The sequence below is a fragment of the Rhodospirillales bacterium genome (assembly GCA_016712595.1).
Classification (GTDB): Bacteria; Pseudomonadota; Alphaproteobacteria; order Rhodospirillales; family Defluviicoccaceae; genus Defluviicoccus.
Map to the genome: position 1 here is coordinate 979,575 of JADJQT010000001.1, position 18,550 is coordinate 998,124.

General features: G+C 62.0%; 14 protein-coding genes and 1 pseudogene. 14 read left to right on the top strand and 1 reads right to left on the bottom strand.

The window, feature by feature from the left end; translation table 11 throughout:
- The first annotated feature begins 320 nt into the window (after positions 1-320).
- The 3 genes from IPK66_04520 (at position 321) to IPK66_04530 (ending at position 5,619) form a co-directional block, all read left to right on the top strand.
- Positions 321-3,743: an EAL domain-containing protein gene (locus tag IPK66_04520; protein MBK8174558.1), complete on the top strand. Its 3,423-nt coding sequence runs from the start codon at positions 321-323 to the stop codon at positions 3,741-3,743.
- A gap of 143 nt (positions 3,744-3,886) precedes the next feature.
- Positions 3,887-4,171 (top strand): hypothetical protein, encoded by a 285-nt coding sequence (locus IPK66_04525; protein MBK8174559.1) that lies wholly within the window; start codon positions 3,887-3,889, stop codon positions 4,169-4,171.
- A 191-nt stretch (positions 4,172-4,362) separates the two neighbouring features.
- On the top strand, positions 4,363-5,619 hold the full coding sequence (locus tag IPK66_04530) for a threonine ammonia-lyase (GenBank protein MBK8174560.1): 1,257 nt from the start codon (positions 4,363-4,365) through the stop codon (positions 5,617-5,619).
- A gap of 522 nt (positions 5,620-6,141) precedes the next feature.
- Here IPK66_04530 and IPK66_04535 read toward each other — a convergent pair.
- Positions 6,142-6,861: a hypothetical protein gene (locus IPK66_04535; GenBank protein MBK8174561.1), complete on the bottom strand. Its 720-nt coding sequence runs from the start codon at positions 6,859-6,861 to the stop codon at positions 6,142-6,144.
- Between the two features lie 136 nt (positions 6,862-6,997).
- Between IPK66_04535 and IPK66_04540 the strand changes: the two genes are divergently transcribed.
- The 11 genes and pseudogenes from IPK66_04540 to IPK66_04590 all read left to right on the top strand — a co-directional run bounded on the left by IPK66_04540 (position 6,998) and on the right by IPK66_04590 (position 18,544).
- Entirely contained in the window at positions 6,998-7,633 is a 636-nt protein-coding gene (locus tag IPK66_04540; GenBank protein MBK8174562.1) for a flagellar hook-length control protein FliK, read from the top strand.
- 24 nt (positions 7,634-7,657) lie between these two features.
- Positions 7,658-8,335, top strand: a complete 678-nt coding sequence (locus IPK66_04545; protein MBK8174563.1) for a hypothetical protein — start codon at positions 7,658-7,660, stop codon at positions 8,333-8,335.
- A 237-nt stretch (positions 8,336-8,572) separates the two neighbouring features.
- Positions 8,573-10,237, top strand: a pseudogene (gene fliF / locus IPK66_04550) (flagellar M-ring protein FliF).
- 9 nt (positions 10,238-10,246) lie between these two features.
- The gene (fliG, locus tag IPK66_04555; GenBank protein ID MBK8174564.1) at positions 10,247-11,266 is read left to right on the top strand and encodes a flagellar motor switch protein FliG; all 1,020 of its coding nucleotides are present in this window, start codon (positions 10,247-10,249) and stop codon (positions 11,264-11,266) included.
- 1 nt (position 11,267) lies between these two features.
- A complete protein-coding gene (locus IPK66_04560) occupies positions 11,268-12,008 on the top strand; it encodes a hypothetical protein (protein ID MBK8174565.1) in 741 nt (246 codons plus the stop codon).
- Positions 12,001-12,345: a flagellar motor switch protein FliN gene (gene fliN, locus IPK66_04565; GenBank protein MBK8174566.1), complete on the top strand. Its 345-nt coding sequence runs from the start codon at positions 12,001-12,003 to the stop codon at positions 12,343-12,345. Before IPK66_04560 ends, fliN begins: the two co-directional genes overlap by 8 nt.
- An 11-nt stretch (positions 12,346-12,356) precedes the next feature.
- Entirely contained in the window at positions 12,357-13,187 is an 831-nt protein-coding gene (locus tag IPK66_04570; GenBank protein MBK8174567.1) for a MotA/TolQ/ExbB proton channel family protein, read from the top strand.
- A gap of 25 nt (positions 13,188-13,212) precedes the next feature.
- Positions 13,213-14,598: a sigma-54-dependent Fis family transcriptional regulator gene (locus IPK66_04575; protein ID MBK8174568.1), complete on the top strand. Its 1,386-nt coding sequence runs from the start codon at positions 13,213-13,215 to the stop codon at positions 14,596-14,598.
- A 20-nt stretch (positions 14,599-14,618) separates the two neighbouring features.
- The gene (gene flhA / locus IPK66_04580; protein ID MBK8174569.1) at positions 14,619-16,757 is read left to right on the top strand and encodes a flagellar biosynthesis protein FlhA; all 2,139 of its coding nucleotides are present in this window, start codon (positions 14,619-14,621) and stop codon (positions 16,755-16,757) included.
- Between the two features lie 6 nt (positions 16,758-16,763).
- Positions 16,764-17,744, top strand: a complete 981-nt coding sequence (locus tag IPK66_04585) for a GTP-binding protein (protein MBK8174570.1) — start codon at positions 16,764-16,766, stop codon at positions 17,742-17,744.
- Complete coding sequence (locus tag IPK66_04590; protein MBK8174571.1) at positions 17,744-18,544, top strand: MinD/ParA family protein; 801 nt, start codon at positions 17,744-17,746, stop codon at positions 18,542-18,544. Before IPK66_04585 ends, IPK66_04590 begins: the two co-directional genes overlap by 1 nt.
- Positions 18,545-18,550: the final 6 nt, after the last annotated feature.

Sequence of the window (18,550 nt, forward strand, 5' to 3'; positions counted from 1 at the left end):
AATCAAACCTCTTGTTTCCAAATAAGAGGTTATTTTTAGCGGGTCCGCTGTCGGCGCGCCTGTTTAGTCAGACGATAAGGCCGAAAGACGTGAAGAATGCTAAATTCTTTCGTCAAAAGCATCGCCTTCCTAACGAATCATTCGCATTTTATGAGCCATCATTCGGCGACGCGACGTCTCCCACGCGTGTAAGATTCATTGATGCAGGTTTGGTTGCGGATCTGACGGGCGAACAAGGTGACTAAGCTCATGGATCGCGACGGGTACATTGGAAAACAGTTCGCCGTGGTCGCCAAGAGTACGCAAAATGGTTCACGCCCATGATCGAATTTGACAGCGAAGCCAAAGCATGCCCGCCATCGTCCGGGACGATGGCCGACCCGCTTTGCGTCAGCGAGGACAGCAATTCAGAAATTGGAAATGGTGCTCTTCAAAAAACGACATGGGCTATAGCACAGGCCTCACCTGATCAATCAGGTGTTCGTACGGGTGCGGATGTGCCAACACCGGAGAGAAATGGCGCGACGACTGCAGGAGAGCGCGACGACCGGAGGTTTGATGATTTTGGCGTGGCCGGGTTTATGTGGTTCTGGGAAATGGACTCCAGCCTCCGGTTCACATGGTTTTCCCGTCAACCACCCGAAAGCAAGCCGATATCGCTGTCTTTACTGATCGGCAAGACGCCGATGGATTTGTATTCATACAACCCAGGCGGTTTTTCGCGCGCTCATTTTGCCGATCTCGAAGCAAGGCGCCCATTTCGCGATTTTCGATGCAAGATCGCTGCTGATAACGGCGAAGCGGTCTATCTTAATGTCTGCGGAATCCCCGTGCACGACGCTTCGGGGACGTTTCGCGGCTACCGAGGCATTACCAGCGATATTTCTGCTCAGGTATTGGCCGAGGAACGCGCCAATCGGGAGCGGAACGACCTTGTTGATGCCATAGAGAGTATCGCCGACGGCTTTGCATTGTTCGATGCAAGCGATCACCTGGTCCTGTGCAATGAAAACTATCGCCAGGCCTTGGCACGCGTCGAAGACATTCTTCAGCCTGGGCTCGCATTCGAGGATCTGATGCACGCAATGGTGCGGCGCGGCTGCATCATCATTCCCGAACAGGACATGGATGATTGGCTTGCGACGCAGTTCAGCAGGCGTCAGCATCCTCCGGTCATGCGATCATATCGCACGGACAGCGGCGGCTGGATCGAGGTTCGTGAATATCTGACCCGAGGGGGCGGACGAGCCGTCATCCGCGCCGACGTCAGCGCCCAAAAGCACACCGAACAGGCTCTTTATCGCAGCGAGTCAAGCCTCATCGATGCCCAGCGTATCGCGCACCTCGGCAACTGGGAGTTGCGCGTACGCAGCAACGAGATGCTCTGGTCGCAAGAAGTTTACCGCATCTTCGGTCGAGATATCACCGAAGCAGCGACGTACGACGAGTTCCTTGAAGCGGTTCATCCGGGCGACCGTTCGCGCGTCGAGGCGGCGATCAAGGATGCGCTTTATACGGGCGCACCGTATCGGATCGAACACCGCGTCGTTCATGCGGACGCCACTCTGCGCTACGTTGTCCAAATGGGAGAAGTGTCCTTTGACGAGGCCGGCGTCCCGTTGATCATGCTCGGCACGGTCCACGACGTTACCGAGTTGAGCCGTGCGGAGATGGACTTGCGAAAGCTTTGGTGCGCGGTAGAGCAAAGCTCCGTCGCCGTCATGATCACTGATGCCCAGGGGAATATCGAATTTGTCAATGACCGCCTGATCGAAATGACGGGGTATTCGCGAGACGAGATCCTTGCCAAGGTTCCTGGCACTCCGATGTCTCAAAATTTTTTGTACGACAACCGCCAGTGCCTGTTAGAGATTATGAAATCTAGCGCAGAATGGCATGGGGAAATTTGTTGCAGGCGCAAGGATGGTACGCAGTACTGGTGTAATTCATCTCTGTCTCAAGTCCGTGCATCAGACGGTACTGTAACAAATTTTATTAGTATTCAATCAGATATTACTGAAAGAAAGCGTGCAGAACAGAACTTGCGCGCAAGCGAGGAACGCTTTCGCTCTTTGGTAGAAACATCCCTTCTTGGCATTTGCATCGAACGCGATGGAGAGCCTCTGTTCGCGAATCAGGCATTCGCCGATATATTTGGTTACGATAACCCCAACGACATTGTTGGGCTCGGCGCTCTGGTTCCCCTCTTCCCGCCAGGAGGATGGTTATCGCCCTTGCGACGAAGTCAGCAGTCTGCACACGGCCTTCTCGCCCCTACTCAATACGAGAAGCAGGGTTTAAAGAAAGATGGATCGTTAATCTGGCTGCACGCGCAGAATACGCTTATCCCATGGGATGGCGGGCAGGCAGTTCAGTTGACCGTCATTGATATCACGTTGCGGAAACGCTATGAGGACCGTCTACATTATCAAGCCAACTTCGATTCACTCACTGAACTACCAAACCGTACGATGGCTCTTGATCGGCTGGGGAATGCGCTTATTAGCGCTCGTCGGCGCGGAACGAGCATCGCGGTCCTGTTCATCGACGTTGATCACTTCAAGAAAATCAACGATACGATGGGTCACGCGGCGGGAGATCGGTTTCTCCGCCAGGCCGCGTACCGGATCAAGACGTCGGTCCGCGACAACGATATTGTCGCCCGGTTCGGCGGCGATGAATTCATCGTTGGCCTTTCCGATGTCCGGCGACGCTCGGATGTCGAGGCGGCGTGCCTCAAAATCATCGAGGCGATTCGCCGGCCATTTCTGATCGAAGATCAGGAAGTCTTCGTTTCCGTCAGTATCGGTGTGGCGATTTATCCCGAAGATGGGGGCGATTCCGCCACGCTGCTGCGGCACGCCGACGCGGCGATGTATATCGCCAAGGAAGAAGGCCGCAGTACCGTGCGATTTTTCCATCCGCAGCTTCGCGAAGAAAATCACGATCGGATCAGGCTCGAGGTCGATCTGCGTCATGCGATTGACCGTGATCAACTCAGTCTTTGTTATCAGCCTCTCGTTGACATTCGCTCCGGTCGTATCGTGGGCGCCGAGGCGCTGTTGCGCTGGCACCATCCCGAACGCGGACAAGTGAGCCCCGGCCGTTTCATCCAACTTGCAGAGGAGACCGGGCTAATCATACCGATCGGTGAGTGGGTTCTTGCCACCGCGTGCCGCGAGGCGCGGCGCTGGCGGGATCTGGGCCATTGCGGCATCCGTCTTTCCGTCAATGTCTCAAGCCGGCAGTTTCGCGGATCAACGCTTATCGAAACGCTGCGACACGCGTTAACGGCCAACGGTCTCGACGCCGACGCGATCGAACTGGAGATCACCGAAAGCTTGTTGCTGGAGGATGCTGAAGAAATCAACAAGACCATTCGCGCGCTCGAAACGTACGGCGTTTGTCTTGCCGTCGATGATTTTGGCACCGGTTATTCGTCGCTCAGCTACCTCAACCGCTTCCCGCTGGATACCCTCAAAATTGACCGATCGTTCACCAACAGCGTATTGACCAGTCACTCACAGGCGACTCTTGTCGATGCGCTCATCGTCATGGCTCATCGCCTCGACCTGCGCGTCATCGCCGAAGGCGTCGAGAGCCGCGAAGAGCTCGAGTTCCTGCGCGGGCGCGGATGTGACGTCGCGCAAGGCTATTATTTTGGCAAACCGATGGCCGCGGACGCCTTCGTTACTCTCCTGGAACAATGGCATTTGCCGTGGACAACATCCGTGGCGGGATGAACACCGAAAGCTTAAGTCAAAATTGTGTGGGAAACGCCGACGGTCACCGCATCCACAGGAGGCCGCTGATCGCGCCAGCGACACTGGCGTAGTTTTTGCTAGGTATCGATGGCGAACGCAGGCCAAGAAAGGGGAATGTGCCCATGAAGATCGACATACTTTTCGCCTTGCCAGGGCCACAGAACGCCGTTCAGGGCGACAAGCTTCTCGTCGTGGCGGCAGCCACCGAGCACGAAGATCCGCAATACCTGACGGGGATCGTCGCCGACGTGGCAGAAACGGCGATCGAAGCGGGCGCATACCGAACCGTCCGCAAGATCACCTTGGAACTTGATGATCGACTCGTGCTTGCCTTGTTGCAGGGCGAGGCTGCGCCGGCTGCCGGACTTTTGCCCCAGGCGACGGTCCACCGGGCAATGTTGCACTAGCCACTGCCATTCGTTGCCGGTGCTGCGCGGTTTCAGACCGGGGGATCTTCATCCCGTCGAGAAGCGGTCTGTGACCGACGGCCGCGCCGCTGCGCATCAACTCTTTGAATGCTGGGAATTACGCGTATCTTCTCTGGCAGGGATGCCGGGACGGCCCCGGGGGGAAAAGCACTGCGGCAGGAGTGCGCGCCGTGAGCATCGACTTTGAGGATGTGTGTGCCGCAGCCCGTGCTATCGAAGGCGCTGTCGTCCGCACGCCGGTCATCCCCAGCCGGCTGCTGAGCGATCTGAGTGGGGCGCAGATTTTCCTGAAGATGGAAAATCTCCAATATACGGCCTCGTTCAAGGAGCGCGGTGCTCTCGTCAAACTATTGTCTCTGGGGGAGCAGGCTCGCCGCGGCGTCGTCGCCATGTCGGCAGGTAATCACGCGCTCGGCGTCGCTTTTCACGCGCAGCGACTCGGCATTCCGGCGACGATCGTGATGCCCCGCGGAACCCCGTTTATCAAGGTTGCGAATACGCGCTTTCACGGCGCTACCGTCGAGCTTCATGGCGATGACCTCGCCGAGGCAGCAGCACACGCTCATGCGTTGGCCGAGATTTCCGGTGCGATATTCGTACATCCCTATGACGATCCTCGCATCATCGCCGGACAGGGGACTCTCGCGCTGGAGTTTCTAGCGCAAGTGCCGGATCTCGACGTCCTTGTCATCCACATCGGCGGAGGCGGCCTCATCGCTGGCTGCGCCGTCGCCGCCAAGCATCTTCGCCCGCAACTCCGCATTGTCGGTGTCGAAAGCGAGCGATACGCATCGATGCGGCATGCCGTCGCCGGCGGCCCTCCCGTCATCGGCGGCAGTACCATCGCAGAAGGCATCGCCGTGTCTGAACCGGGAATCCTGCCCCGCCAGATCGTGGAGCGCCTCGTTGACGACATTCTGACCGTCAGCGAAGCGAGCATTGAGGCCGCCGTGCAGATGCTGGCCGAGATCGAAAAGACGGTTGTCGAAGGCGCAGGAGCCGCAGCCGTCGCCGCCGTATTCGACCGGCGCGACCTCTTTGCCGGGCGGCGAACCGGGGTCGTGATCTGCGGCGGCAACATCGATGCGCGCCTTCTCGCTTCGGTGCTGATGCGCGGGCTCGTCCGTGCCGGCCGCCTCGCCGGCATTCGGGTTTCCATTGGTGACCGACCGGGGGAGCTCGCTAAAGTCGCAAATCTTATTGGTCAACTTGGTGGCAATATCATCGAAATCGCGCATCAACGGCTGTTCCATCGTCTTTCGGTGAAGATGACAGAACTCGACGTCGTCGTTGAAACACGCGACGACGCGCACGTACGCGAAATCGTCGAGGGGCTGCACAATCTCGGCTTCGCGACCCGGCTGACCGGCGATCCGCTTTCGGGTACCGAGCAGGCCGATTCACCCGAGCGCGCATCGCGCGGGTAGAGATTGCCGGCGCGCCCCGGCAAATTTTGCCGGGATGTCAAACCAGCGTCACTGCGCCTGGTAAGAAATTGCGGTATTTCAGACACATAGGATGCCAGGCGCCCTGGCATGGCGGTTGCTCTGGATTGGGGGAACCGATTGGAGGACTTCACGCGTGCTTGGCCAATTCGCTCCGTCGAACTCAGCGTCCGCGTTCACCGCTCGCGACCTTCGCGGCGAACGCCCGGCCGCTGGTCCTGCGGCTCTAACCTCGGCCTTCCGGGAGCTGCTGCACTCGACGCAGGAGACCAAGCCGAACTCTGATCGATCGCAGGTCCGCGCTCGTCCATCCGAAACATCGTCTTTCGTTTGCGACGATTCCGATCGGGATGATGTGGCCACGCAGCGCTATGCAGATCGCGCGGACGTCTCGTCGTCGAGCCAGGGTGCGCCGGAAAGAGCGCCGACGTCGCGGTCAACAGAATCGCCGGACACCGGTACGACGACGACAGCCGACGACCGCAGCGACCACCCGGACGAGTCTCATCGCCAGAAAGCACCTCGCGAGGCGAGCGGGACGGGTGAGGGCGCCCGGGCCAGAACCGTCAAATCCGACGCGCCGCGCCGCGACGAACGCAGGGACGAGACGACACTCCCCGACCCGGCGGTCAGCGCCGCGGCCGAAGCCGCCGCTGCGGGCATTGACGCTGCCACGCATCCGGTTGGCGTGGGGAAACCAGCCGGTGATGTGAACGCCCCGGTCGACGAAACAGCCGACGCCGATGGCGATCCAGGCGCGCCAGAGGTGAAGGCTGTCGACGCCAGCCTGCTCGCGGCAATCACCACCTCGCCGCCTGTCGTAGTCGTCAGCGCCAAGGTTTCGGAAAGGGCACCGGGCGGCGGAGCGCCGTCGGCGTCGAATATCGCCTCCGACAACGCGACCGGAAATGCGGAGACGGCAAGGCCGGCTTCGGTTACGTCTCGGGAGGCGGCCCTGCCGCCAGCACCGCCTCCATCGATGCCGCGCGTCAGCGTGCAAGCGATGCCCGCCGCGCCTGCGCCGCTGCCGTCGCAGGTGTTGGCGCCCCAGACCGCCTTCGCCCTGTCGAACGGCGACGGCGGCGAAACTACATCTCCGCCGGTCATCAGCCCCGTCGTGGGCAATCCATCGGTGACGCCCGGGCATGGCGTCCCGGCCGTCGGGTCGTCCGGTTCGCCCGCCGTGCCAACCCTGGTGTCGTCGACGGCAGCCTCACCGGCCATGGGGCTCGCCGCGCAAAACCCGCAGGCGCCGGATGATCGCACGCAAGATCGACGCAAGTCGGACACTGCGCCAGCCACGGCGCCGCAACCGGGTAGTCGATCAGCGCAAATTCAGCCGCCCTTCGAGGCTTTGGCCATGACGCGTTTAGAATCTCCGGCGCCGGCTGATAGCGCCGCTGCGGCGACCAGCGAAGACGCAGCGGCGCCGATCGCCGTTGCGTCGACACCCACCGATCCGGCCGGCTCTCATTCCGGTGATCTCGGGCAGGGATTCTCCGGCACAATGGCCGGGCAGGCACCTGCTGGTGCCAAGGTCGGCGAAGCGGGTAACGCCTTTTCGGTCCGCACGCCAGCCGCGCAGATCGCCGAGCACCTCGGCAAGGCGGTTCACGACCGGGTGCAGCGGATTGACATCGCCCTTGAGCCAGCGGCGCTGGGACGGATTGAAGTCCGGCTCGATTTCGCCCGCGATGGCAGCGTCAGTGCCACGTTCATCGCCGATCGCCGCGATGCCTTCGAGGCGTTGCGCGCCGACGCTGGCGACCTTCAGCGCGCCCTCGCTGACGCGGGAGTCAAGACTGACGCGGGCAGTCTCGGTTTCAGCATGCGCGAGCAGGGGACGAACGGTGGAGGTTCGCGGTTCGCAGCGTTCGATGGAGCCGCCTCCAGATCGTCCAACGATGCCTCCGCAGCGGTTGAGACAGACAAGAACCCGCGTATCGAAACGGCACTTCGGCCGCTGGCCGACGGACGCCTCGATATTCGCGCCTGAACCACCCGACAGGGAGATCATCCGATGTTTATTGATGGCATCTCGGCTTCGACCGCCACATCGGGCGGGCAGTCCGCCACCGATGCGCAAAAACTCGACACCGACATCAATCGCTTCCTGACCCTGCTCGTCACGCAGCTACAGAATCAGGACCCCCTGGAGCCGATGGACGCCAACCAGTTCACCACGCAGCTCGTCCAGTTTGCCAGCGTCGAGCAGCAGATTTATCAGAATGCCAACCTTGAAAAGCTGGTGTCAGCGCAATCGACAGCCTCTCTTTCCTCGGCGGTCGGATTCATCGGTAACTCCGTGGAAGCAAGCGGCAATGCGCTGCTGATGCAAGATGGGCAGGCAAACAGCTCGTACACGCTGGCATCGAACGCCAGCAATGCGACGATCACGATCAAAGATGCCGGCGGCACAATCGTTTATACCGGCAGCGGTGCGACGGCCGCGGGCCGCCATGACTTTCAATGGGATGGAAAATCGAATGACGGCCGATCGTTGCCGGACGGCGTCTATACCATGCAGGTGAGCGCCATCGACAAAGCCGGCGATGCCGTCGCCGTCGATCAGACCTATCGCGGAACGGTTACGGGTGTTTCGACGCAGACAGGCTCGATCGTTCTTAGTCTGGGAGACGTGGAACTGCCGATGAACGACGTGCTTTCCGTATCGCAGCCATCGGCGAGCTCCGGATAGCGTCGCAATCTCGCATCGGCACCACAGCAACCCTCCCTGATCAAGACCCCGCTACCGAAACGCGGGGGGCGGCGGCAGGGTGCAGCAGACGAATGATCGGCTTGCAGGTCCACGGAAACTGCCGCATGCCGCTCACGTTAACCTCGCTTTCATGCGCTGTTGACTAGGGTCCCTTTCGGGTCCGATGCGCGCCACTCACTAACGGCGCGTCGGCTTGATGGAGAGACCATGGAGACAATGCGCAACTTCGTACAGACCCTCGGCCCCGCCCGCCTGGCGGTGATCGGCGGCGTGACGATTGCGCTCATTGCTTTCTTCGCCTGGATCATGGTCCGCTCTTCGACCCCGCCCCAGTCCTTGCTCTACGCGGATCTCGACATGACCGACGCGGCGAAGATCGCCGCTCAGCTCGACGCATCTAAAATCCCGTACCAGCTCGGCCCCGGCGGTAATTCGATTTACGTCGCCGCCGACCAGGTCGGGCGGACGCGCCTTACCCTTGCCTAGAACGGGCTGCCGTCGGGCGGCTCGATCGGGTACGAGATTTTCGACAAGGGTGATGCGCTCGGCAGCAGCAACTTTCAGCAGAACATCAACCTCGTCCGTGCGCTTGAGGGTGAACTGGCGCGCACCATACGAGCGATCGATTCCGTCAAGGCGGCGCGCGTTCATCTCGTGCTTCCCAAACGCGAGTTGTTCAGCCGCGAGAAGCCGGAGGCGAGCGCTTCGGTGCTGCTGCAAATGAACGGTCGCTCGCGCCTGACCCCGAGCCAGGTCGCCGCCGTGCAGAACCTCGTCGCCTCGGCGGTGCCGGGACTGACCCCGGGACATATTTCAATTATCGACGGTCAGGGCACGCTGCTCACCGAGAGCGCCGATGGTAACGACATCGCGCTGGCCGCAGGCAAGGCGGACCAACGCCGCCGTCAGCTGGAATCCCAACTGTCCCACACCATTGAGGATCTCGTCGAACGCACGGTTGGCCCCGGCAAGGTTCGCGCGGAAGTCGCTGCGGATCTCGATTTCGACCGTATCGATACGAGCGAGGAGATCTTCAACCCGGACGGGCAGGTCGTCCGCTCAACCCAGACGATCGGCCAATCGAGCAGCAGCAGCGACGGCAACGGGAATTCGCCCGTCTCCGTCGCCACGAACCTGCCCGACGCCCAAATCAACGGCGCAAGTGCGGGAGGCGGTAGCGGCAGTACGGAAAAGCGCAACGAAGAGACCGTCAATTACGAGATTTCGAAAAAAGTGGTCAACCACGTGCGCGAGACCGGCGTCGTCAAGCGCCTGTCCGTCGCCGTCCTTGTGGACGGCACGTATGTGACCGCTGACGATGGCAGCCGCACCTATCAGCCCCGAAGTGCGGAAGAACTGGAAAAACTCTCCAACCTCGTGCGCAACGCCGTCGGGTTCGACGCATCCCGCGGCGACAAGGTTGACGTCATCAGCATGCGTTTCCTTGAACCGGAACTGCCGCAAGAGGAAAAGGAAAACCTCCTTCTGGGACTAAGCAAAAGCGAATTGATGCGCATCGGCGAATATCTCGCGCTGATGGTGCTGGCGCTGCTCGTGCTGCTGCTCGTGGTCAAGCCAATCGTGAGCAAGGCGCTTGACTCGATGCCCTCTCCCGCCGTTGCCGGTGGCGTGACCGAAGGCGCGCCTCTGCTCCCCGGCCAGACGGCAACGCCAGCGCTGACCGGCCCCGGAGGTGATCTGCAGGCGATGCATGCACAGGGCACCGAAGAGCGTGCCGGTAGCGCGGACGACATGATCGACATTGCCCGTATCGACGGCAGGGTTAAGGCGTCCTCGCTCAAACGCGTGGGCGAGATCGTCAACAAGCATCCGGAAGAATCGCTCGCGATTATCCGAAGCTGGCTTCACGCGGAGCAGTAAGGCACGGCCATGTCACGAGCAATCACGGATTTTCGCAGTCTTAACGGCGCGATGAAGGCGGCGATCTTCATGCTCGCCATCGGCGAGACCCACGCCGGCAAGCTGATGACGATGATGGACGACGAGGAAATCCGCGCCTTGTCCATGCACATGGCGAATCTCGGCACGATCAACGCCGATGCGGTGGAAGGGCTGCTGGTCGACTTCAGCGAGCACATTTCAAGCGCCGGTGCGCTCGTCGGTACCTTTGAATCGACAGAGCGACTGCTGACCAAAATCCTCGATGGCGATCGCGTCAAGCAGATCATGGAGGAAATCCGTGGCCCGTCGGGTCGAACGATGTGGGACAAGCTGGGGAATGTCCACGAGGCTGTCCTCGCCAATTACTTGAAGAACGAATACCCGCAGACGGTCGCCGTCGTTCTTTCAAAGATCAAGGCGGCCCATTCATCGCGCGTGCTTTCGCTTCTACCGGAGAATTTTGCTCTCGAGGTGGTGATGCGCATGTTGCGCATGGAAACCGTGCAGAAGGAAATTCTCGATCAGGTCGAGCGGACGCTTCGTACGGAATTCATGACCAACCTCGCGCGCACCCATCGCGGTGACGCGCACGAACTCGTGGCCGAGATCTTCAACAACTTCGATCGCTCGACCGAGGGTCGGTTCATGAACGCGCTCGAGGAACGCAATCAAGAATCCGCGTCTCGAATCAAGCAGTTGATGTTTACCTTCGAAGATCTGGTGAGGCTGGATTCCGCGGGCGTCCAGGTCTTGCTGCGCCAAGTTCCCAAAGAACAGCTCGGCGTGGCGTTGAAAGGCGCATCCGAGGCGCTCAAGGAACTGTTCTTCAAGAACATGTCGCAGCGCGCGAGCAAGATGATGCAAGAGGATATTGCCGCGATGGGGCCGGTGCGGTTGCGCGACGTGGACGAAGCGCAAGGTACTATTGTTGCCACGGCAAAAGCTCTCGCCGAGGCGAACGAAATCGTGCTGTCGGGCAACGATTCGAACGACGAGCTGGTCTACTGACATGGCCAAAGTCGCGACCGCCCAAATCCAGCGATTCCTCTTCGAGCGACGCTTCGACCTGCCGGCGCCCCAGGAAGCACCGGCCGAGCCGGAGCCGGAGGCTCCGCCGGTTTTTTCTGCCGAGGACGTGGAGCGGGCGCGCGCCGAAGGGCACGCTGTTGGCCGTGAACAAGCCAACGCGGAATGGGCGAGCAAGGAGCACCATGAAGCGACGCTTCGGGCCAGCCTCGACGGTATCGGCGAACGGTTGCAAGCATTGCAGGCGGTGGTGGGCGAGGCCCGTGCACAGGCCGAGCGCGACGCGGTGCTGATCGCCGGCGTGATCGCGAAGAGGTTGCTCCCGGTTCGCTACCGGGAGAACGCCATCCCGGAAATCGAGCACCTAGTGGCCACGGTCCTGCCTCGGCTGGCAGAGGAAACCTCGATCAATATCGCCGTTGCCGCGTCGCTCTTCCCCGAACTCGGCCCTCGACTTGAGGCGCTGGCTCTCGGCAACGACCTCGACGGTCGGCTGCGTATCACCGCCGATGCAGCGCTTCCGGCAGGCGACTGCCGGATGGAATGGCGCGGCGGCGGCATCGTCCGCGATCACGCAGCGCTCTGGCGCGAGGTGGATGTTCTCGTAGGGGAAATTACCGGCGCGGCAGGCACGACGTCGCAGGCAAGACGGCTCGAGGCGCCGACGGACGGCGGCAGGTTAAACCCGTCCGATACTCTTCGCAGTGGAGACGACCATGGCTGAGAACGGCGATCTGGAACTGCCCAACCTTGAAAATCGGCCGGTCGCCGCAGAGCCCGTGGCCTCTGCCGAGCCACCGGAGGCGCCGCGTACCGCCCAGGATCTCGATGCTGTCTATGATGTTCCAGTGCAGGTTTCCGCTGTGCTCGGCCGAACGACCATGGAGGTAAGCCAATTGCTCAAACTTGGTCGCGGTGCCGTGGTCGAACTCGACCGTCGCGTTGGTGAAGCGATCGACATCTACGTCAATAACCGGCTCGTCGCTCGTGGCGAGGTCGTGGTCGTCGAAGACCGCCTCGGGGTGACGATGACGGAAATCGTGAAAAGCGATCGGTCTTGACGGAGTCAGCGATGAGCGATGCCCCCTTCTTCGAGCCTGCGGCCGGCAAGGCTTATGCCGGACGGCGCAGGCCAGCCGACAAAGCCGCGCTGCTGGGATTAGCCGCCGGCTTCGCCATGCTGTCGGTGGCCATTGGCCTCGGTGGCCACGCGCGTTCATTTGTCGACGTTCCTTCGCTGCTGATTGTCGTCGGTGGCACGCTCGCGATTGTCACCATGTGCTTTTCGTTCACAGATGTGGCGACGATGCTACGAGTCGTCGCCAGCATGCTGATCCACTCCGCACCCGACCCATCCGGCGCGGCGATGCGAATTCTGTATCTCGCCGACGAGGCACGGCGGCACGGCGTGCTGCATCTCGAATTCGTACTGGGTGAGCACGCGGGCTTCCCGTTCCTGCAGAAAGCGCTTTCGATGGTGATCGACGGTGCCCGCGAGGAGGAGGTCGAGGACGTCCTGCGGCATGACGTCCAGGCGACTCCGCATCGCCTGCGGCGCAGCGCCGCCGTCCTTCGGCGCGGTGCCGATTATGCTCCCGCGATGGGCCTCATCGGTACTCTCATCGGCCTCGTGCAGATGCTCGGGCAACTCAGCCAACCGCAGCACATCGGGCCAAGCATGGCGGTCGCCCTGCTGACCACTCTTTATGGCGCCGTGCTCGCCAACATGATCCTCTCACCGCTGGCAGTTAAGCTCGATCGCAATGCCGCCGACGAGGAGTTGATCTGCCGCGTCTACCTTATGGGGGCCATGTCGATCTGCCGACAGGAAAACCCGCGTCGTCTGGAGCTGTTGCTCAACAGCATGCTACCGCCGGCGAAACGCGTAAGGCATTTCGAATGAGTGCCGAAGAAGGGAGCGTTCGGACATGCGCCTGCTGATCCTCGGAAGCCTTGCCGGTCCGCTCGGCGCTGCGAGCCGCATCGCCATCGGCCGTGGCGCCAAGGTTCTGCATGTCGAGAGCATCGAGGCGGCTTTGCGGCTGCTGCGCGCCGGCGAAAGCGTCGACCTGCTGTTGGCTGACGTTCGCTTCGATGTTGCCGGGCTGATCGTCGCCCTGCAAAGCGAGCGAATGACCCTGCCGGTCGTCGCCTGCGGCATCGGCAGCGACACGCGTCTTGCCGTCGCCGCGATCCGGGCCGGCGCGCGGGAATACCTGCCGTTGCCGCCCGATCCTGAGATGATCGGCGCGATGCTCGCTCTCGTGTCGCAGGAGAGTCATCCCATCGTTCATGCCGACGCACGGACGGCAGCGATGCTGGCGCTCGCCGCGAAAATCGCCGCGAGCGAAGCGACGGTACTGATCGTCGGACCCTCCGGGACCGGCAAGGAGTTGATGGCGCGCTTCATCCACGCGCGAAGCCGGCGAGCGAATGCCCGCTTTGTCGCTGTCAACTGCGCGGCAATCCCCGAGGCCCTTCTCGAATCCGAACTGTTTGGTCACGAGAAGGGTGCATTTACCGGGGCCATCGCCCGTCGGATCGGTCGCTTCGAGGAGGCGAACGGCGGAACGTTGTTGCTCGACGAAATCAGCGAAATGGATTCACGCCTGCAAGCGAAGCTGTTGCGGGCGGTGCAGGAGCGGGAAATCGACCGTGTCGGCGGCACGCAGCCAGTCAAGGTCAACGTGCGCATCCTCGCCACGTCCAATCGAAATCTCGAGGAAGAGGTCGCCCGGGGTCGCTTTCGCGCCGATCTTTATTTCCGCCTCAACGTCGTCAGTCTCCAGCTCCCGCCACTGGCCGAGCGGCCGAAGGATATCCCCGTGCTTGCTCGCCACTTCTGTGAAAAGTACGCCGAGCTGAACAGCGTCGGAAACAAAGAGCTGACGCCCGAGGCACTCGCCGCACTGGCGGCTCACGCATGGCCGGGAAACGTGCGCGAGCTGGAAAACACCATCCATCGGGCGGTTCTGCTCGCTCCCGGTAGCCGGATCGGGACGGAATCGATCCTGCTGTCGTCCTCTGCTGCGGTCGGCGCTTCGCGCGGCGCCATCGGCGCGAACGGATTGGCTGACAGGAGCGCTGGCGCTTCGCCCGGTGGTGGGCTGGTTGGTCGCACCGTTGCCGACGTTGAACGCGATTTGATCGTCGAGACACTCAATCACTGCCTCGGCAACCGGACTCACGCCGCGACCATTCTCGGCATTTCGATCCGCACGCTACGCAACAAACTCAAACAGTACGTCGAAGAGGGCGTGCCGGTGCCGGCACCCGGCGAAGGCCGGGACGCTCTCGACCATGCGGCATTCTGAGCGCAACGGAGCACGGCGCGATGGCAACGACTGCAGTGGGTGATGCGACCGGCGGGCTGACGGCAATGGGCGGCCTCAGCAAGCTCTTCGGCCAGCGTCTCGAAAGCGCGAAGCGGCACGGCGATATCATGCTTGCCGTCGCCGTCGTGGCGATCCTCGTCGTGCTGATCTTGCCGCTACCGCAGTGGCTACTCGACGCTTGCCTCGCGCTGTCCATCACCATTTCGGTACTCATTCTGCTGACTGCGCTATTTGCGGAAAAGCCGTTGGAATTCAACGCATTTCCGGTCGTTCTGCTGCTCTCGACAATGGTCCGGCTATCGCTCAACATGGCGTCGACGCGGCTGATCCTCACCCATGGTCACGAGGGTCCAGCCGCCGCCGGCCACGTCATCGAAGCCTTCGGCGGGTTCGTGATGGGCGGCAACTTCATCATCGGCATCATCGTCTTCGCCATTTTGATGATCGTCAATTTCGTTGTCATCACCAAGGGCTCGGGGCGCATCGCCGAAGTGTCCGCCCGTTTCACCCTCGACGCCATGCCCGGCAAGCAGATGGCGATCGACGCCGATCTATCCGCAGGACTGATCACCGAGGCGGAGGCGCGCTCCCGGCGCCGTAACCTCGAGGAAGAGAGTGGATTTTTTGGCGCGATGGACGGTGCCGCCAAGTTTGTTCGCGGTGACGCGATCGCCGGGCTGATGATCACGTTCATCAACATCATTGGCGGCATCATCATCGGCGTCGGGCAGCGAGATCTGAGTTTCCTCGATGCCGCCGACGCCTACACCCGGCTTACGGTCGGCGACGGGCTGGTTACCCAGATCCCGGCGCTGATCGTCTCCACGGCTGCCGGCATCATCGTTACCAAGGCCGGCCTGTCGGGAAAAACCGACAAGGCGTTGTCTGGCCAGCTCGCGGGGAACCCGAAAGTGCTGGGGATGAGCAGTGGCCTGCTGGTGCTGCTGGCGGTCCTGCCCGGAATCCCGGCCGTGCCGTTCCTGTTCGTCGCCGGGATCGTCGGCACCCTCGCTTATACGGCACGCCGGCGCCAGGTCACACAAGCGGCCGAAGCGCAGCGCGAGGCGCATGCCGCGGCGGACCTTCCGCCGCCGGCGGAGGAGCCGATCTCCTCAGCGCTGAAGATGGACGATTTGCGGCTCGAATTGGGCTACGGCCTGCTGCCTCTGGTAAACGGCGGCGGCGACGGACCGCGGATAACCGATCAGGTCAAGGCACTGCGCCGCCAGCTTGCCGCCGAACTTGGCTTCGTGATGTCGAGTGTTCGCATTCAGGACAATATGCAGCTTCCGGCGCAGGTCTACGTGATCCGCGTCAAGGAAATCGAGGCCGGCCGCGGCGAAGTTCGGCCGGGATTGCTCCTGGCGATGGATCCTCGTGGCGAGGAGATTACTCTTCCGGGCGAGAAGACCAAAGAGCCGACGTTCGGACTCCCGGCGCTGTGGATCGACTCCGCGCATCAGGAGGAGGCGTTGTTCCGCGGGCTGACCGTCGTCGAGCCGGCGACGGTCGTCACCACTCACTTGACCGAGGTGGTCAAGGACCATATGGCGTCGCTGTTGTCCTATGCGCAGACACGCAAATTATTGGAGGAGCTTGATAAAGAGCACCAAAAGCTCATTGCTGATATTATTCCGGGACAGATCTCGTATGGCGGAGTCGAGCGCGTGCTGCAGAACCTTCTGTCCGAGCGGATCTCGATCCGCGACCTGCCGACGATCCTGGAGGGCATCTCCGAGGCCTGCGGCCATACCCGCAGCGTCACTCAGATCACCGAGCATGTGCGTGGCCGCCTCGCCCGCCAGATCAGCGATATGTACACCAACGAGCGGGGATTTATTCCTTTGCTGACCCTCGCTCCCGAATGGGAGCAGGAGTTCACCGAGTCGCTGACGGGCTCGGGGGACGACCGGCAACTCGCCATGGCGCCGACGAAGCTGCAACAGTTCCTTACCGCCGTACGCACCGCCTACGATCGGCAGGCGCACGCCGGAGAAACCCCGGTCCTGCTGACTGGCCCCGCCATTCGCCCCTATGTGCGATCAATCATCGAGCGTTTCCGTCCGAGTTCGGTGGTGATTTCACAGAGTGAGGTCGCGCCGAAGGCCCGGATCAAGACCGTCGGACGGGTCGCGTAGGCGGTCATGCGCGTTCGCACCTTCACCGCAGCGACCATGTCCAAGGCCATGGCGCAAGTCCGCGAGGAACTGGGCGATGAAGCCGTGATCATTGCTACCGAGCCCGGACGCCTCGGTCATGACGTGCAGATCATTGCGGCGCTCGGCGAGGATGACCCCGATGCCGCGGTGTTCGATGCCTGGTCGAGGGAAGAATTGGCGCCGACCCCAACTGCGCCGATCACATCTGCGCTCGCCTACCATGGCGTTCCTTCACCGATTGCCGACCGCTTGGCAAATCGCGCTGCCGCGTTTGCTCACGAATCGCCCGAGTTGGCGCTGGCCGCCGCCCTCGATGCCTCTCTCGCCTTTCGCTCGCTGGGCGAAAGGCCGGCCCCGCGGCCGCTGATGCTGGTTGGGTTGCCGGGCGCAGGCAAGACGTTGACGGCGGCGAAGCTTCTGGTCGGTGCCCATCGGCGCGAGCACGGCATGCGTGCCGTTACCTGCGACGTCCACCGTGCCGGCGGCATTGAGCAACTCGAAGCCTTCACGCGCATCCTTAACGTGCCTCTCGATACTGCTGAAACGCCGTCGGCGCTCGCCGATCTCGCCCTGCAGCCGAAAGACGGGGCCATCGTCGATACCGTTGGCGTGAACCCGTTTGCCGGAGCGGAGATGAATAATCTCGCCGCGCTGATCGAGGCCGTCGGCGCGGAACCAGTGCTCGTCCTCGCCGCCGGCGGGGACGCCATCGAGGCTGGCGAGATCGCCGCCGCGTTCGCCCGCATCGGCTGCCGGCGACTCATCGCCACCCGCATCGATATTGCTCGACGACTGGGGGCACTCATCACTGCTGGCGAAACCGCTAGCCTCGCTTTCGCGGGCGCCAGTATCAGCCCGCACGCTGCCGACCCCATCGCGGGCCTCAATCCATTGTCTCTCGCCCGCCTGATCCTGTCGACCACCCCGGACGCCCGAACCGCCTTACACCCCGAAGAGGCCCATTGATGACCACCGCTCTCTCCCAGCCTCCCGAGCTCAGAACCGTCGCGTTGCCGAAGCCCCGCAACATGATCGCCATCGCCTCGGGTAAGGGCGGCGTCGGCAAGACGTGGCTGGCGATCACGCTGACCCATGCCCTCTCGCAGATGGGTCGCCGGGCCCTTCTTTTTGACGGCGACCTTGGCCTCGCCAACGTCGATATTCAGCTCGGCCTGATGCCCGAGCACGATCTCGGCGGGGTGCTGGCTGGCCGCCTCTCGCTGGCTCACGCAACGGTGCCGTACGCCGCCGGCGGCTTCGATATCGTCGCTGGCCGATCGGGCTGCGGCCGGCTCGCCGCCGTTCCACCGTCGCGGATCGCACTTCTCGGCGAGGAACTTGTGCTGACGGCCGGCCGCTACGATCACGTTATTCTTGATCTCGGCGCCGGCATCGAGCGAACGGTGCGTCAGCTTACCCGGCTTGCCGGGTCGTGCATCGTCGTGACCACCGACGAGCCGACCTCACTGACCGATGCCTATGCATTTATCAAGCTCGCACAACTGGAGCAGGTCCAGGTCGACGTGCGGATCATCGTCAATATGGCATCGTCCCAACGCGAGGGGGAAAAGACGTTCGGCGCGCTTTTCCGGGCCTGTGCCTCATTTCTGCAGCTTTCACCGCAACTCCTCGGCATCGTTCGACGCGATGTTAAGGTACGCGAGTCGATCCGCTACCAGACGCCGTTGCTTACGCGCTTCCCCAACGCCGACGCGGCAACAGACGTCAAGAACATTGCTGCGAGCATCGCCTCGCTGCCGTCGTGACGCGGC